We start from the raw sequence: 15,137 nt of genomic DNA, 5'->3' as shown, positions 1-15,137 counted from the left end.
CATAATATTAAAATGATCCATTATGGAGCCCCGCTCCATATACGACTTAACCGACGAGGAGGACCGCCGGGAGGCCGCCCGCTTCATAGCCATGGGCGCGACGGGCTTGGCCTTCGCCATACCCGAGGACTTAGATACGGGGTTGTTGGAGGACCTTTTCAAGAAGGCGGGGGCGTCGACGGTCGTGGTCGACGCATCGGGGTGGCCTCGAGAGGTCGTGGCGTCCACGGACAAGGGGCTCTTCCGCTTCAAGAAGGTCGAAGAGGGGGTGTACCGCCTAGAGCCCTCCCTGCGGCGGCCATGAGGGCTATGGAGGCAGTAGCCAAAAACGCCGAGAGGATAGGGGATAGGTGCATGGCGCCTACGGTTATCGCGTAGCTGTACACGACGCCGCTGGCGAGGTAGCCGAGGCCGAACGCCGCGTTGACGACGCCGAGCGCCGTAGCTCTGAAAGCGCCGCCGAGCTCCGCGGCGCGGGCCTTGGCCACTACGTCGGCGTACGAGGTGGCCGCAGAGTAGGCGAGCGCCCCGGCGAAGCCCGCGGCGAGCCCGCCGGCCGAGAACGCCGTCGTGGCTAAGAGGGCCGCGGCTGGGCCCAAGTACAGAGCCCAAGGCGCCGACTCGTACAGACGGCCCCAGGCCAACGAGGCGGGTATCTCGAAGGCCATAGCGGCGAAGTATATCGCAGAGGCTACCCAAGGAGCGCCCGGCGCCTCGTACATCTCCAAGCTGATGTGCATGAGGGAGGCCCCGAACAAAAACTGCGATGCGGCGAAGAGGGCCAAGGGCTTGGCCAAGGCGCCGCGCCGCCCTCCCTCCCTCCGGGCCGGCCTAACGCCTTGCGCGTACGCCGCAGTTAAAGCCGCCAACGCTGCGACGCCCGGGATCGTCAAGAGCAAGAAGACGTCGCCGTAGGCGAGGCCGACCGCCAACGCTAAAAGCGACGTGAGGGAGCCCAGCACGGCCCCTATTTGGTCCAAGGACGCGTGGAGGCCGAAAGCGAAGCTCTGCCTCCCTCCGCCAGCCGACGACAATATCGCGTCCCTGGCCGGAGTCCTCAAGGCCTTGCTGGCGCGCTCCAACATCACGAGGGCTACCGCGGCGCTGAGCCACGGCGCATAGGCTAAGCCGGCTATGGCGGCGACTTGTAGCGCGTAGCCGGCGAACGCCTCTCCCCAGTAGCCGCCTCGCCTATCGGCCAGAGGGCCTGTCGCGAACCTCAACAAATAGCCCAAGGAGTCCCCCACTCCGAATATCAGCCCCACGGCCAACGCGGAGGCCCCGAGGGCTTTCAAGTACTGGGGCAGGACGGCCCTGGCGCCTTCGTAGAGCCAATCGGCTAGAAGCGAGGTCAAGCCCAACAAGAGGATCAACCTATAGTTCGGGGCATGCACGGAGCCGCGGCAATTGTCGCTAAAAAATTTTCACAAAAGATAATAATACGAGAAGTAATAAGCCTATGCCCAAGAGGGCGATCCCGCTGAGGGTCTCGGACGTCATGGTGAGGGAGGTGGTCGCGGTGGGCAAAGACGCCCGCCTCAAGGAGATCGCAAACCTCATGTACGAGAGGAGAATAGGCAGCGTCGTCGTGGTGGACGAGGCCGGCAAGCCGGCGGGTATAGTGACCGAGAGGGACGTCGTCTACGCCTGCGCCAAGGGGCTCTCCGCCGACACGCCCGTCTGGATGGTGATGACCGAGAACCCGGTGACTATAAACGAGGACGCCCAGTTGATAGACGCAGTGGAGAAGATGAGGGAGCTCAACGTGAGGCACCTCCCTGTGGTGAACAAGGAGGGCAAGCTAGTGGGCATATTGAGCGTGAGGGACGTGTTGGACCTAGCAGCCTTCTTGGTGAGGATTAGGGAGTAAAAAAGGGGTTTTTACGAGCTGAAGAGCGGCTGTCCTTGCGGGTAGACCGTTATCTGGCCGGTGGTGCCGTCGTAGAAGCCGGCGTTTATCCAAGTCGGCGTCCCGTTGACTATCGCAACCCCGGTTATCAAATACGACGCGTATATTCTGTCATGGTATTGGTCCAAGTAGACGGGCCCGGTGACGCCGACGTAGGTCCCGTTCTTGCCCCATTGCTCCAACACGGAGTTTATGACTGTAGGATCGGTGGAGCCGGTAGCGGCTATGGCTTGCATGATTATCATCGCCGTATCGTAGTAATACGGGTCGTAACCTGTGGGGACGTGGCCGCAGAACTTCTTGAACTCGTCGACGAATTGGAGATAGCGCGGATCGTTGGGGTTGGGCGAGGCCACAGCGCCTAGGAACTTGGCCGAGGCGAGCGCCTGGCCCCCGGCTTGTAATATCGCGGTGCCGTAGACGTTGCTGTCCGTGCCGAACCACCTAACCTTGGAGAGGACGGGGTCGTTCATGGCGGCTTGGACCACCGCAGCGCCGTCTTGGTCGAAGGAGACTATCTCAAAGGCCGCGTCGGGGCCGGGCGTGCCTAAAGCGGCAGAGGCCTTCTGGACGGCGGCTTGCTCGGCGGCGGGCATGGCGGAGGGCGACGGGTCGTAGCCGAAAGCGCCGACTACTTGAATGCCGTACTTCTTGGTCTCGTTAATTATGGCCCTGGAAAGGCCTTGGCCCCACGCGTCAGATCTGTATACTATCACCACTCTTTTTATGCCCAGCATGTGATACAAGGCTGCGAGGACCTTAGCCTGCGCGTTGTCGGTGGGCGGTAGCCTGAACAAGTACGGCTTAGGCACGGCCAACAACGGCGAGGTCGATACGCTGGTTATCAATATGCCGTTCTGCTCCGCGAAGCTCTTGACAGCCGACAACTCGCTACTACAGGTCAACCCGGCCACGAACCTTATCCCTTGCGAGTAGAGGGTCTGGAGCTTCTGGAGCGCCGTGTTGGGATCGCAAGCGGAGTCCTGCACCACCAGCTGGAATTGAATGCCCTTATTTGCGAACATCTTGTTGGCGTCTTGCACGGCTAACTGTATAGCGCACTGGCCGCTGGTGCCCATGAATTGAAGGGAGCCCGTCAACGGCAACAAGGCGCCGATGGTGATCGTCTTAACCGAAGTAGTCGTCGGCTGGGCTGTCGTCGTGGCGTACGTAGTGCTCATAGTGGTCGTCGGCTGAGTCGTCGACGTGGTGCCGGTAGCCGCGTAAGTAGTGGTCGTCGGCGGGGCTTGCGGCCTGTAGGTCAACGCGGCGATCGCGGCCACTATTACTATCACCACCACGACGATCGCTATCCAGAGAGTTCTGGAGGCCATGGAGTGGGTAAATAAGGTTTATTTAATCGTTCTAGATCTTATCTTCTCCTTTATTTTATTTAAATCGACCGTCTTAACGGGCTTCTCGGGGACAATTCCTTGAGGCCTATACATAAGTACCAGTATTATCGCGATCCCGAATATAGCATAGGCGAGGTAGGTCGGATCTGCATGTAGCACAGCTTGAAGGGAGTTTTTGTATATGTCCAACAAAGTCTGAACAACATAGTAGACGACCACGCCTACGACCGCGCCGATGTTGTTGCCGAGGCCGCCGAGGATTAACATAGTCCAACCTATGAAGGTGTAAATGGGCAGATAGGTCCCCAATATCGTGTAGTCGAAATAATAGGCCAAAAGCGCTCCGGCCAGCCCTGCGAAGGCCGAGGCTAAAGCCAAGACCCTAATCCTGAATTTGACGATGTCCTTTCCGAACACCGCGGCGGCCGTCTCGGAGTCGCGTATAGCTCTCAGAGCTCTGCCGAAGGGCGAATTGCCCACCGTGTCGAAGACGAAGAAGGTCGCGGCCAAGAACGCGGAAGTCGCCGCGAAGTACACCAAGGTCCTGGTCTCGCCGGAAGCCCACGCGAATGGATCCGGGATCACTGCGCCGTTGACCCCGCAGGCGACCGGAGTTGCGTAGTAAGTGACTACTCTGAGGAACTCGCCGCTGACCAGCAATAATATTCCTAGGTAATCCTCCCTGAGCCTTATGGCGGGATATGCGAAGAGCACGCCTAGAGCCGCCGAGAGGACCATGGCGAGCGCGATGCCGAATAGGAAATAGCCGAGGCCTATGGCGGGGTTCTGGGCCAATATCTGGTTGATCACCGACGTCACCGAATATTGATACAACATACAATAATCGCCTATCTTGGCGAGCGGGTATATGCCCATGACCTTAAACACTGCGTTTTGATAGGCCAACAAGACCAGCTTAGTGGCGATGCCCCCCACCGCGATAGCCCCTATGATGAGGAACATGACCTTCCCGAACTGCGGCAAGCCGAGGTAGCCGACCTCTAAGTTCAAGCTGATGACGTAAATTCCATATATAGCAATATATATGATTATATTTTGCAGTAGGACGCGGACGTCCCTCGGCAGAGGCGATAAGAAGGCCAATACGCCCACGACCACTAGGGCGGCGATGAGCGCGGCCGTCTTGATGAGGATGTCCCTCATCATGTCCTCCCCCTCCTAGCCGCGATCAACCCCGCTATGCCTTGAGGCGCCAACAACAACGTGGCGATGACTATGGCGAAAGGTATGGCCAATTGATACTCGGACGGCAGATTGAGCGGGTTGAGGATGTAGTTGAAGCCGAGGACCATGCTCCATCCCACTATATAGCCCCCGATAACGCCGCCGTATATGCTGGACAGTCCTCCCACGATAACGGCGACGAATATTATCGGGAGCCTCAACCACCCCAGCTCCTCGGTGACGGGGAAGATCATGCCCATGTATATCCCAGCTATCCCCGTCACGGCGCCGATTATCAGCCAAGAGATCGCGTACACCCTCTCCACGTCTATGCCCAAGGCCCGGGCCAACGGGGCGTTGTCTATGCTGGCCCTCATGATGACGCCGAACTTCGTCTTGTTGAGGAGGTAGTATAGGGCGGCCAAAGTCAAGAGGAGGACTACAGTGGTGGTGATGGCCGTGGTCTCGCTCTGCGTCAGCCCGGGTATCTCGACCTCCCCGGAGCTCAGCAAGTAGTTGCGGGTGTTCCAGCCGTACGCCGTCTGCGCTATGCTGTCCAATATCGCCAACACGCCGAATATGAGGAAGTGTAGCCCGAACGAGGCTATCATGAGCACCGTTATGCTCGCGCCGCGTCTTATCATGGGCTTGAAGACTCCGATATAGGATAGATAGGCTACGGCCGCGCCTGCGAGAGCCGCTATCGGCATGGCCAAATACACAGATCCGGGCCTTATCCCTCCGAAAAGGAAGTAGAGGAAGTAAAACGCCGCATAGGCCCCGACTGAGGCCAAATCGCCGTGGGCGAACGAGGGTATCTTGGTGGTGATATAGGTCATGCTCAAGCCGATGGATGCCAGAGCGTAGATGTTAGAATATATCATCGCTGGGATAACTACGTTGTTTAGGAAATCATGTAGGTTAAACATAGCGCGCCATCGATCAGCCTATTTTAAAATATTGCCGCCTATATCGTTTATTTATTTCTATATATTTTAAAAGTTTTTATACCAAAATGATTCTGCGCCATGGCCTCCAGAACTCTCTGGATAGCGATCGTCGTGGTGGTGATAGTAATAGTGGCCGCGATCGCCGCGTTGACCTACAGGCCGCAAGCCCCGCCGACGACCACTACTTACGCGGCTACCGGCACCACGTCGACGACTCAGCCGACGACCACTATGAGCACTACGTACGCCACGACGACAGCCCAGCCGACGACTACTTCGGTTAAGACGATCACCATCGGCGCCTTGTTGCCGTTGACGGGCGCGCTCCAAAGCTACGGCCTCGGTTCCCAATGCGCCGTGCAGTTAGCCGTGCAAGACGCCAACAAGATGTTCGCAAATAAGGGCATTCAATTCCAGCTGGTGGCGCAGGATACTGCAACAGATCCCAACACGGCGCTCCAGAAGCTCCAGACCCTCTACTCGCAAGGGATAAGGTTCGTCGTAGGGCCTATGGCAAGCTCTGAGGTCTCAGCTATAATGAACTTCGCGGAGCAGAACCACATAATAGTGATCAGCCAATCCTCAACATCGCCGGCTCTGGCCATCCCTAAGCCGTATATATTCAGGCTGGTCCCCACCGACTTCTACCAAGGAAACGCCATAGCGGCTCTGCTACACTACTTAGGCGTGAAGAGGATAGTAATCGTCTATAGGTCGGATACGTGGGGCCAAGGCCTTTCCAGGGCCATAGCCAACGCCTCTGCTAAATACGGCATACAGACGTTGGGCATCTTCGGCTACGACCCGTCGCCCTCCGCCATGCCCGCCGCCGAGCAAGCCGCCGTCCAGAAGGCCTCTGCCGCTTTAGGCACGCCCGGCCCCGACGCGGCCTTTGTTATGGTTACGTTCGAGCAAGATGGAGTTGCCGTAGCGCAAGCAGCTGCGAACGACCCGGTCCTCTCCAAGGTTAGGTGGATAGGCACTGATGGAGTTGCCGGATCGTCGACGTTAGTCCAAGGCGCGGGCCAGGCGCTCGCCTCGGCCAAGTTCTTGGCCACGATAGCCGCGCCCAACCCCAACGATCCGCGCTATCTCCAATTCGTCGACGAGTTCAAGAAGTTCTGCGGCTCTCCGCCCGTGGCGTACGATCCGTACGCCTATGACGCCGCGATGATAATCATGCAAGCCATAGCCGCTACCGGCTCCACCGATCCTACAGTCATAAACTCCGTGTTGGAGCAATGGGGCAAGAACGGGACCTACGTCGGCGTCACCGGGCCCGTCTACTTGGACCAATACCATGACAGAATATACGCGTCGTATTTGATAACCGGGGTTGCGATAGTCAACGGGACGCCGACTTGGATAAACGCCGGCTTCTACGACGGCACCACCGGCCAGATAACGGTCTACCCGCAAGGACAGCCGCTCTTCAGCTCGTAAAATATATCAGAAATTTTTTAAAAACTATTTTCCTTCGCCTTCGTGCTTGAAATCAAGGGCGTAGTTAAACAGTTCGGAGCATTTAGAGCACTCGACGGCGTTGATATGACAGTCGAGAAGGGCAAGATCACGTTGCTCATAGGGCCTAACGGCTCGGGCAAGACTACTTTGATCAACGTAGTGACTGGGGTCTATAAGCCCGAGGCAGGCCGCGTGTTGTTCCACGACGAGGGGAAGGCGTTGGACATAACTGGGTGGCCCTCCCACAAGGTCTTCGCGCAGGGCATAGTGAGGACTTTCCAGATCCCCCAAGTGTTCCAGAAATTGACCGTCATAGAGAACCTCTTGGCCGTGGCCAGAGGGCAGATCGGCGAGGGGGTCCTCAACGCCGTCCGCGAGCGCAGATGGATTAGACAAGAGGAGGAGCTGGCCGAGAGGGCGTTCGAGATACTCGAGCTCGTGGGCCTCGGCGACGTCTGGGACCGCTACGCCTATTCCCTCTCGGCAGGCCAGATGAAGTTGTTGGAGCTCGCCAGGGCGCTCATGGCCGGGGCTAAGCTGATCATCTTGGACGAGCCCATCGCCGGCATACCCATAGCCCAAGCGCATTCCATATTCCAGACCATAAGGGACATAAACGCGAAAGGCGTGACTTTCTGGGTCGTGGAACACCGCATAGATATAGCCTTTAAGTACGTCGATTACGTATACGCCATGGCCAGCGGCAGGGTCATATCACAAGGGACGCCAGACGTCGTGGCCAAAGACCCCAAAGTGATAGAGAGCTATATCGGCGGATAATATGCCGCTCTTGAAGATCACCGAGCTCAGCGCCGGGTACGGCAAGTTCCACGTGCTCAACGGCGTCTCCTTGGAGGTGGAGCGCGGCGAGATAGCCGTGTTGTTGGGCCCCAACGGGGCCGGCAAGTCCACGTTGCTCAACGCCATAGCCGGCTTGGCCACGATATACGGCGGGACTATAGTGATCGACGGCAAGGACGTCACGAGAGAACGTCCGAGCGAGATACAAAAAGCCGGCGTGGGCTACGTGATGCAGTCGCCCAACAACTTCGGCACTCCTAACATCTTCCCGGAGCTGACGGTCAAGGAGAACCTCGTGGCGGCGTCTGTCGGCGTTTCGCCCGAAATAGCTGAGAAGACCCTCGGCGAGGTCCTGGAGCTCTTCCCCAAGCTCAAGGAGCTACAAAACCGCAAGGCCAAATTCCTCTCCGGCGGCGAGAGGCAGATGTTGGCCATATCCATGGGCCTCATGAAGAGGCCGAAGCTGCTCATGCTCGACGAGCCCACGGCCGGCCTAGCCCCCAAGGTGGCGTCGGACGTCTTCTTGGCCATAAAATCCATAAGGGACATGGGCATCACCATACTCCTAGTGGAGCAGAACGTCAGGAAGGCGCTCGAGATAGGCGATAGGGCCTTCGTCATGGTGACCGGCCGCCTCCGCTATTCCGGCCCGGCCAAGGAGCTCGACGAGGAGAAGCTGGGGAGGCTCATAATGGGTCAATAATTCTTTTATATGGAAAAAATAAACTACTTATGCCACATCCGCTCGACGAGAGCCCTTGGAGGAGGTCGCACTGGTTCCTCTTCGCCATAGTCTCCCTCAGCTTCCTCCTCGACGGCGTCCTCTTCAGCCTAGTGCCCCTCGTCGCCTACCTCTTGCCGGATCTGGAGCAGTACGCCACGTATGTCTTCGCGGCGAACTCCTTGGCCTACCTCCTGGGGGCCTTGGCCTTCGGGAAGATCTCCGACGTGTTGGGGAGGAGGGCCGGGCTCGTGGCCTCGTTGGCCCTCTACACGGCCGCTTCCATCGCCTTCGTCGCCGCGTATTGGCTCAACGCCTTGGGGCTAGCCGCGGCCTTCCTCTTGACGAGCATCATGAATTTCGGAGTCGGGGGCGAGATAGGGCCTGCCTTCTCGGCCCTCGCCGAGTTCGCCCCGGCTAGGCACAGAGGCAAGGCCTTGATGCTCGCGGCGAATTTCTGGAACATAGGAGCCGCCGTTATAGCGGCCTTGTCGTTGGTCTACGTTGCCCTCTCGAGCGACGTCCACACGATTATCCTCTGGATATTCGGCACGGCCGTGGCCTTGGCCTTAGTGGTCCTCGTCGCCAGGCTCCACCTCCCGGAATCTCCTAGATGGCTCGCGGCCCGCGGGAGGATCGCCGAGGCTAGGGCTGTGGTCGCCGCCTTCGCGGGCGTCGAGGCGGACCCGCCGCCTCAGCCAGAGGGCGTGGGGTTGAGGGAGGCGATGAGGACTAGGGCTTTGGGCCTCGCAGTCTTGGCCACCGTCAGCGCGGCCAACGTGACGACCTACAACATAGCCGCCTATTACCTCCCCTATGCTCCCGGCTTCCCCTACGGCGCCGATTCCGCGCCTCTCGCAGTGGCGGTCGCCAACGCCGGGGCCTCCATAGGCGCCTTCCTCCTCCTGCCCTTGATCGATAGGTCGAGGAAGATCTCGCTCACGTCGGCCTATCTGGGAGGCCTCCTCACGGCCCTCCTCTTCTGGTACTTGGCCCTGAAAGCCGTGCCGCTCGCCCCCTTCTTGGCCGCTATTTGGGCCAACGCCATATTCGCCGAGTGGTCTTGGGGATCCTTAGGCGTCCTCGAGAGCGAGTTGTTCCCGACGGGCGTCAGGGCGACCGTGGTGGGCCTAGTGACCGGGATAGCTTGGGGCGTCAACACCGCGCTAGTCGCCGTAGAGGGATACGTCGACGCGGCCACCTTCATGGCCATGAACGCAGCCGTCTGGGCCGCCGGCGTGGCCGCCGCAGTTTTATGGCACTTGAAGGGCCGGGAATCGGCCATGAGGACCTTGGAGGAGCTACAGAGCGCCGCCGGCTAAGCTTTATAGCCGCTACCTCTTTTTTTGTCGTGGACGGCCCGGGGCTGTGATAGATCCGCAGAGGTTGCTCGACCTAGTCTTGAAATACGCCGTAAAGGAGGAGGGAGGAGTAGTCTATAGGCGATATAAGAGGTTCCGCGCCGATAGGTGGTACGGCGGCATAGCGACCGCGGACGTCGTCGGCTGTAATCTGAGATGCGGCATGTGTTGGGCGTGGCGGAACACCTCCTTCGCGCTCGTCGGCGGCGAGTGGCTATCGCCGGACGATGTGGCGAGGAGGCTCGCCGAGGTGGCCAAGAGCAAGGGGTATCGGCAAGTCAGAATCTCGGGGGGCGAGCCCCTCATAGCGCCAAGGCACGTGTTGAGGGCGATGGACTTGTTGCGGGACTACGTCTTCGTCGTGGAGACGAACGGTTTGTTGATAGACGAGGCCTTGGCCAAGGAGCTGGCCTCTAGGCCCAACGCGGTGGTCAGGGTGTCCATAAAGGGGGCGACGCCGGAGGAGTTCGCTAAAATCACCGCGTCTCCTCCTCAGTACTTCCGCAAACAACTAGAGGCTATACGTCTATTGGTGGAGAGCGGCATGGAGCCCTGCCGCGACGTCTACCCGGCGGCCATGTTGGGCTTCTCGACGGACGAATCGACGAGGAGGCTAGTCGAAGCCCTCGGCGAGATAGACCCGAGGCTGTCCGAGTGCGTCGATGTGGAGTACGTGATACTCTACCCCCACGTGGTGAAGTTGATGAGGGCTAGAGGGCTAGTCCCCACGAGGGCTGTTACGCCCAAGGGGGTACCGGCGTTTATGATATGAACTGCTTGGACTTGACCTTGTACCCCAGCTTGACCTTGGCCCTCCTCGACGAGAACTACGTGAAGAGGTTCGGCGCGAGGAAAGGCGTCTACGCGGGGGACGACCAGTACCTATCGGGCAGATGGTACAACCCTTGGCGGTACATAAACGACGCGGACGGCGATGTGAGGGACAAAGCGCAAGAGCTCGTCGAGAAGCTCGGCGATTGTGTAAGCATATCCATATCCCCAGGCGACGAGCACTTGATCTTCATCACGGCGTTCTTGACCCAGAACACCTCCTACCACGGCAACGTCCTCAAGTGGACCAAGGCGCTTTTCTCCAAGACGGAGGACCCTAGGGGAATCGCCGAGGAGGCCCCTAGGGTCGGCAACAGCTATCAACTCCGGAGGCTGCCGGCGGCCGTGGAGGAGTACTTATCGCTCAACTCGCCGAGGGACAGATCCGTTTTGTTGAGGATAAAAGGGGTGGGGCCCAAGGTGGCCGATTTATTCCTCCTCTTCACCGGCGACACGACGTCGGCGCCTGTGGACAAACACTACATGCGCGTGGCCCCTAGGCTAGGGCTGAGGGGGAGGGCGCCTGAGCCCTCCTATTGTAGGAAGTACGCTTGTCACGAATGCCCGTTGGCGCGTAGTTGTCTGAGGTGGTTGTCGTACTCCAAGCTGGGGAGGCTGGCCGGGTGGGTCCAGACCGTGTCGTACCTACTAGACAAAGGAGTCGTCAACGCGTAGAGGCGGCTCCTCGACGGCGGATTGCTTATAAACTGGACAAACCGTTGCCACAGCATGGGGTGGACGAGTTCGTCGTAACGCCGTGGGAGGTAAAGGGCAGAGTCGACTACGATAAGCTGTTGAAGCAATTCGGCGCCAAGCCCCTCACAGCCGAGGAGGTGGCCTTGTTGGAGAAACACGCAGGCGAGGTCCACCCGTTGATCAAGAGGGGCTTCTTCTACGCGCATAGGGATTTCGACTTCATAATGCGATGGCACGGCGAGGGCAAGCCGTGGGCCCTCTACACGGGCCGGGGGCCCAGCGGGCCTGTGCACATAGGCCACATGGTGCCGTGGATCTTGTTGAAGTGGCTCTCGGACAAGTTCGGCCTAGAGGTCTATTTCCAGATGACCGACGACGAGAAGTTCTACGACGATCCCGAGATGTCCTTGGACGAGACGAGGAGATGGGCCTACGAGAACGCGCTCGACGTGATAGCGCTCGGCTTTGGGCCCGACAAGCTCCACCTGATAATAGACACCTTGGACATCAAGCCGTTGTTCCCCATAGCGGTGAAGACCGCCAAGAAGCTCACGTGGAACACCGTGAAGGCCACTTTCGGCTTCACGGACTCCACCAACATAGGGCTTATATTCTACCCCTCGTTGCAGATAGCGGTCTCGTTCCTCCCCACCGAGCTGAGGGGCGAGCCCACGCCCGTGTTGATACCGTGCGCCATAGACCAAGACCCCTATTTCCGCCTCGCGAGGGATATAGCAGACTCCTTGGGCTACCCCAAGCCCGCGACCCTATACTCCAAGTTCATAATGGCGTTGACGGGGGAGAGCAAAATGTCGGCTTCCAACCCCGATTCGGCGATATACACGATAGACGACGAGAAGGCCGTCAAGCGCAAGATCATGAACGCCTTCACGGGCGGGAGGCCGACCGCCGAGGAGCAGAGGAAATACGGCGGCAACCCCGAGATATGTCCGGTGTTCCACTACCACATGCTCTTCGACCCCGACGACGCCTCCGTGGAGAAGATAAGGCGCGATTGCAAGTCCGGCGCCCTCCTCTGCGGAGAGTGCAAGCTCATGTTATACGACAAGATCAGCCGCTTCCTCAAGGCGCATAAAGAGGCGAGGGAAAAGGCCAAGGACAAAGTGGACCAGTATAGGCTGAGCGCGAAGCTCAGATAGCTAGGCTACTATCTTGGCGATCGCGTACGTCCCGCCTACTTTCTCTATCTGGACCTTCACGCGCTGGCCGGGCTCGGCGCCTGGGACGAAGACTATGAAGCCCTCGACCTTGGCCACGCCGTCTCCCCTCCTGGACTTCTCCACTATATCCACCTCGATCACGTCCCCTTCTTTGACCGGTTTCGGCCCTCTCGGGCCGCCGCGGCCTGCTCGCCGCGGCCTTCTCCTTTCGCTTTCCATTAGCCCTTAGGATTAGGGGTATAAAAGCCTTTTCACCTCGGCGTTACGAAATTCCTCCCGTCGCGTTTCTCCACGGAGACCAGCCCGGCGCGCTCCAGCCGTCTGACTGACTTGAATACGGTGGTCCTGGGGAGGCCGAGGTTGCGGGCGATATCGGACTCGTAGGAGCCGCCAGTCCTCCTTATATAGGAGAGGACGAGCTTGTCTGTGTCGTTGAGGTCGAGCGCCGCGCGGCGCCCTCTGCGCAACACATAGGCAGCTGAGGCCGCAACCGCCGCGATGGCGACTGCCGCGAGCCAATAGATCGGCGAGCTGGAAGTCTGCGCGAGGCCCGGTTGCGACTGCACGGCGCTCGTCGACGTCGTAGTGCCCTGGACGGTCGTCGAAATTCCTTGAGCTGTCGCGGCGCTCGTCGACGTCGAGGTCTTTTGGATTATCGACGTCGCGGAGCCGTTTCCTCTAGCCGTCGCGTTGCCGGACAAGGCCCGGCCTTGTAAAGTATAGGCGACGACGCCCGGCCCCTTGGCCACCACGATAAGCGCGTCGTTCGACTTAGTGTAGTTCAGTATAGTGAGCGTCGGCGTCAACAAAACGCCGCCTTGGGCCCAGATCACGTAGATCCCGTCCGTCACGTTGAAGGAGATTATCCCGTCCAAGGTCCTTACCCTTGGCACGTATTCCACCGTGATCAAGGCCCGGCCCAGCACAGGCACTAGTAGGGTCGTCCCGTTGAGCACGGCCGCCACCGGCGTCTTGTTGTTGAGGACGACGGGGGCCGAGAGAGGGGGCGCGGGCAGGGACAGGGCGTACACGGTGCCCGTCAACGTCTGGTTGAAGACCAATAAGGCTGTCCCGTTGGCGAACAGCAGGATGGCCCACAACATGCGGGGAGAGGAAAAAGGGGTATATCTTGGTTTCGTTAATCCTCCTGCCCGGACTCGCCCGAGCCCTGCTTGTTCACGGCGTTGTCCTCACCGCCGCCGGAGCGTTTCTTGTCCCCGCCCTTGCCGCCAGCCTTGTCATCGCCGCTTGACGGCTTGCCCTTGCCGGCTTGTCCCACGCCCTTATCTTCGCGGTCCTGCCCTACGCCTTTGTTATCGCCGACGCCTTTGGCCTTCTGGTGGTCGCCGTGTTCCTCCCCGCCGATCTGCACCTCTATCTTGTAGCCGCGGCCCGTCTTGTGCACCTCTATGCTGGTGCCGTTGGCTAGTTTGACCTCGAGCTCTTTAATCGTCGTGGTTATGTTGGCCAAATAAGCAGCCGCCTTGGCGAGCTCGGCAGCCGTGGCGGGGTCGTAGGGCTGAAGCTCCTTAGATACCGACATCAAGAAGCTTGCTAGTTGCGACATATTGCCGGCGAATGCCTTCACCTCCAGCTCGTTGCGGGTTCCGTTCAACGCGGCCAGCTTCTTGTCTACCTCGTACTCCACCTTGGCCTTGAGGTAAGTTGCGTTGGGCCTCGTGGCGTTGAGCGACTTGGCGGTCACCATTATGTTGACCTCCGCCTTCTTGGTGGCGTTGCTCGAGGCTATGTATCCGCCCAGTTGTTTCAAGAGCGATAAAGCCGTCGTCGTGTTGCCCGACTTGAGGGCGTTGGCTATCTGCGACAGTATCTGCGACACGTACGTGCTGTTGAACGCGCCGATCGCGTGGCCGACCACGTGTATGTAGTAGGCCGTCGTGGCGTTGTACACCACGGTCTTGAGGTTGACCGTGATGACGTTCTTGTTGTAGTTTATCACTAGATGTGTTCCGTTCGATACATAGACCAAGTGGATAGTGCCGGACGGCGTAGTCACATAGACCACGGTCGCGTTGGCCGTCTGGGTCACGTTGGCGGCCGGCGCCGTCAAGTTCCCAGCATAGCTGACGGTCGCATTGACGCCGCTAGTTGAGTTCGTCGTTGTGGCGTTGGCGGCCAGGGCCGTGTGGAGGCCGGCCGCCATGAGCGCCAACACCGCTATGGCCAACGACATGGCCAAGGTTTTGAGCTCCTTCATGGTTCGGCGTCGCGAGGAGGGGCTAAAAGGAATATCTTCACGAGAAGTCGTGAACGCGCAGCTTCGAGGCGTGAACGAGCCCGCTTGCCGTGTATTCACGCAGTGAACGACTACGGCGACGCCGGCCGCGCGCCTCTGCGGTATATAACAACTCAGCGCGTTTCTATATCGCGGCCCTCATAGGATCGGCACTCTAAGGCGTTGTAGAAGTGCGGCCGCCGGGACTTGAACCCGGGACCGCCCGGTCTTCAGCCGGGCGCTCTCCCGCTGAGCTACGGCCGCTTTACCTTTATGAAATTAGCGAGTTTAAAATTTTACGCGACGCCTCAAGAAGGCGCTAAGCCGACGACGGGAATTAGGGAGTCGGCCGCCCCAGCTCTCGGGCCCGCGACGGCTTGGACCTCGTAGCTCCCCTTAAGCAAGAGATCCCGCGCCTAGAGCTGTCTTACAAGTTTTATAACTAAG

General features: G+C 59.2%; 16 protein-coding genes and 1 tRNA gene. 9 read left to right on the top strand and 8 right to left on the bottom strand.

The genetic code is table 11. The features are described 5' to 3' along the window. Nucleotides 1-22: 22 nt before the first annotated feature. Nucleotides 23-304, top strand: a complete 282-nt coding sequence (locus ACZ5PA_RS08145) for a hypothetical protein (RefSeq protein WP_464929845.1) — start codon at nt 23-25, stop codon at nt 302-304. On the opposite strand, the gene ACZ5PA_RS08140 is transcribed toward ACZ5PA_RS08145, so the two are convergent. Continuing rightward, a complete protein-coding gene (locus ACZ5PA_RS08140) occupies nt 249-1,394 on the bottom strand; it encodes an MFS transporter (protein WP_464929844.1) in 1,146 nt (381 codons plus the stop codon). The genes ACZ5PA_RS08145 and ACZ5PA_RS08140 overlap by 56 nt on opposite strands. Before the next feature lie 65 nt (nt 1,395-1,459). Between ACZ5PA_RS08140 and ACZ5PA_RS08135 the strand changes: the two genes are divergently transcribed. Further along, nucleotides 1,460-1,870, top strand: coding sequence for a CBS domain-containing protein (locus ACZ5PA_RS08135; protein WP_464929843.1), 411 nt, complete (start codon nt 1,460-1,462; stop codon nt 1,868-1,870). Between the two features lie 11 nt (nt 1,871-1,881). Here ACZ5PA_RS08135 and ACZ5PA_RS08130 read toward each other — a convergent pair whose 3' ends face one another. From ACZ5PA_RS08130 to ACZ5PA_RS08120, 3 genes are read right to left on the bottom strand one after another with little or no spacing between them, the layout of a single operon-like run. Further along, entirely contained in the window at nt 1,882-3,243 is a 1,362-nt protein-coding gene (locus ACZ5PA_RS08130) for an ABC transporter substrate-binding protein (RefSeq protein ID WP_464929842.1), read from the bottom strand. An 18-nt stretch (nt 3,244-3,261) separates the two neighbouring features. Continuing rightward, on the bottom strand, nt 3,262-4,431 hold the full coding sequence (locus ACZ5PA_RS08125; RefSeq protein WP_464929841.1) for a branched-chain amino acid ABC transporter permease: 1,170 nt from the start codon (nt 4,429-4,431) through the stop codon (nt 3,262-3,264). After that, a complete protein-coding gene (locus tag ACZ5PA_RS08120) occupies nt 4,428-5,378 on the bottom strand; it encodes a branched-chain amino acid ABC transporter permease (protein ID WP_464929840.1) in 951 nt (316 codons plus the stop codon). The genes ACZ5PA_RS08125 and ACZ5PA_RS08120 overlap by 4 nt, the downstream gene beginning before the upstream one ends. 99 nt (nt 5,379-5,477) lie before the next feature. On the opposite strand from ACZ5PA_RS08120, the gene ACZ5PA_RS08115 reads away from it, so the two are divergent. From ACZ5PA_RS08115 to ACZ5PA_RS08085, 7 genes are read left to right on the top strand one after another with little or no spacing between them, the layout of a single operon-like run. Continuing rightward, nucleotides 5,478-6,842 carry an ABC transporter substrate-binding protein gene (locus tag ACZ5PA_RS08115; protein ID WP_464929839.1) on the top strand — a complete coding sequence of 455 codons (1,365 nt, stop codon included), beginning with the start codon at nt 5,478-5,480 and terminating at the stop codon, nt 6,840-6,842. A gap of 42 nt (nt 6,843-6,884) precedes the next feature. Continuing rightward, nucleotides 6,885-7,643: an ABC transporter ATP-binding protein gene (locus tag ACZ5PA_RS08110; protein ID WP_464929838.1), complete on the top strand. Its 759-nt coding sequence runs from the start codon at nt 6,885-6,887 to the stop codon at nt 7,641-7,643. Between the two features lies 1 nt (nt 7,644). Then, nucleotides 7,645-8,367 carry a branched-chain amino acid ABC transporter ATP-binding protein gene (locus ACZ5PA_RS08105; protein WP_464929837.1) on the top strand — a complete coding sequence of 241 codons (723 nt, stop codon included), beginning with the start codon at nt 7,645-7,647 and terminating at the stop codon, nt 8,365-8,367. Between the two features lie 29 nt (nt 8,368-8,396). Next, nucleotides 8,397-9,707, top strand: coding sequence for an MFS transporter (locus tag ACZ5PA_RS08100; RefSeq protein WP_464929836.1), 1,311 nt, complete (start codon nt 8,397-8,399; stop codon nt 9,705-9,707). A 46-nt stretch (nt 9,708-9,753) separates the two neighbouring features. Beyond that, nucleotides 9,754-10,518 carry a radical SAM protein gene (locus ACZ5PA_RS08095; RefSeq protein WP_464929835.1) on the top strand — a complete coding sequence of 255 codons (765 nt, stop codon included), beginning with the start codon at nt 9,754-9,756 and terminating at the stop codon, nt 10,516-10,518. Then, nucleotides 10,515-11,252 (top strand): HhH-GDP family DNA glycosylase, encoded by a 738-nt coding sequence (locus ACZ5PA_RS08090; protein ID WP_464929834.1) that lies wholly within the window; start codon nt 10,515-10,517, stop codon nt 11,250-11,252. Before ACZ5PA_RS08095 ends, ACZ5PA_RS08090 begins: the two co-directional genes overlap by 4 nt. A 59-nt stretch (nt 11,253-11,311) precedes the next feature. Beyond that, the gene (locus tag ACZ5PA_RS08085) at nt 11,312-12,433 is read left to right on the top strand and encodes a tryptophan--tRNA ligase (RefSeq protein WP_464929833.1); all 1,122 of its coding nucleotides are present in this window, start codon (nt 11,312-11,314) and stop codon (nt 12,431-12,433) included. Here ACZ5PA_RS08085 and ACZ5PA_RS08080 read toward each other — a convergent pair whose 3' ends face one another. The 4 genes from ACZ5PA_RS08080 to ACZ5PA_RS08065 form a co-directional block, all read right to left on the bottom strand. Beyond that, nucleotides 12,434-12,673 (bottom strand): TRAM domain-containing protein, encoded by a 240-nt coding sequence (locus ACZ5PA_RS08080; protein ID WP_464929832.1) that lies wholly within the window; start codon nt 12,671-12,673, stop codon nt 12,434-12,436. 32 nt (nt 12,674-12,705) lie between these two features. Beyond that, entirely contained in the window at nt 12,706-13,557 is an 852-nt protein-coding gene (locus ACZ5PA_RS08075; protein WP_464929831.1) for a helix-turn-helix transcriptional regulator, read from the bottom strand. Nucleotides 13,558-13,592: 35 nt separating this feature from the next. Continuing rightward, nucleotides 13,593-14,672 (bottom strand): hypothetical protein, encoded by a 1,080-nt coding sequence (locus ACZ5PA_RS08070; RefSeq protein ID WP_464929830.1) that lies wholly within the window; start codon nt 14,670-14,672, stop codon nt 13,593-13,595. A gap of 210 nt (nt 14,673-14,882) precedes the next feature. Further along, nucleotides 14,883-14,954, bottom strand: a tRNA-Phe gene (locus ACZ5PA_RS08065). Nucleotides 14,955-15,137 lie beyond the last annotated feature (183 nt).

This window comes from Thermoproteus thermophilus (genome assembly GCF_055392855.1).
Note: the sequence above shows the minus strand (reverse complement) of the source record. Positions and strands in the feature narration are given on the sequence as shown.

Coding starts and splice junctions, on each gene's coding strand:
- ACZ5PA_RS08145 (WP_464929845.1), top strand. CDS start 23: ATGGAGCCCCGCTCCATATACGACTTAACCGACGAGGAGGACCGCCGG.
- ACZ5PA_RS08135 (WP_464929843.1), top strand. CDS start 1,460: ATGCCCAAGAGGGCGATCCCGCTGAGGGTCTCGGACGTCATGGTGAGG.
- ACZ5PA_RS08130 (WP_464929842.1), bottom strand. CDS start 3,243: ATGGCCTCCAGAACTCTCTGGATAGCGATCGTCGTGGTGGTGATAGTA.
- ACZ5PA_RS08125 (WP_464929841.1), bottom strand. CDS start 4,431: ATGATGAGGGACATCCTCATCAAGACGGCCGCGCTCATCGCCGCCCTA.
- ACZ5PA_RS08120 (WP_464929840.1), bottom strand. CDS start 5,378: ATGTTTAACCTACATGATTTCCTAAACAACGTAGTTATCCCAGCGATG.
- ACZ5PA_RS08115 (WP_464929839.1), top strand. CDS start 5,478: ATGGCCTCCAGAACTCTCTGGATAGCGATCGTCGTGGTGGTGATAGTA.
- ACZ5PA_RS08105 (WP_464929837.1), top strand. CDS start 7,645: ATGCCGCTCTTGAAGATCACCGAGCTCAGCGCCGGGTACGGCAAGTTC.
- ACZ5PA_RS08100 (WP_464929836.1), top strand. CDS start 8,397: ATGCCACATCCGCTCGACGAGAGCCCTTGGAGGAGGTCGCACTGGTTC.
- ACZ5PA_RS08090 (WP_464929834.1), top strand. CDS start 10,515: ATGAACTGCTTGGACTTGACCTTGTACCCCAGCTTGACCTTGGCCCTC.
- ACZ5PA_RS08080 (WP_464929832.1), bottom strand. CDS start 12,673: ATGGAAAGCGAAAGGAGAAGGCCGCGGCGAGCAGGCCGCGGCGGCCCG.
- ACZ5PA_RS08075 (WP_464929831.1), bottom strand. CDS start 13,557: ATGTTGTGGGCCATCCTGCTGTTCGCCAACGGGACAGCCTTATTGGTC.
- ACZ5PA_RS08070 (WP_464929830.1), bottom strand. CDS start 14,672: ATGAAGGAGCTCAAAACCTTGGCCATGTCGTTGGCCATAGCGGTGTTG.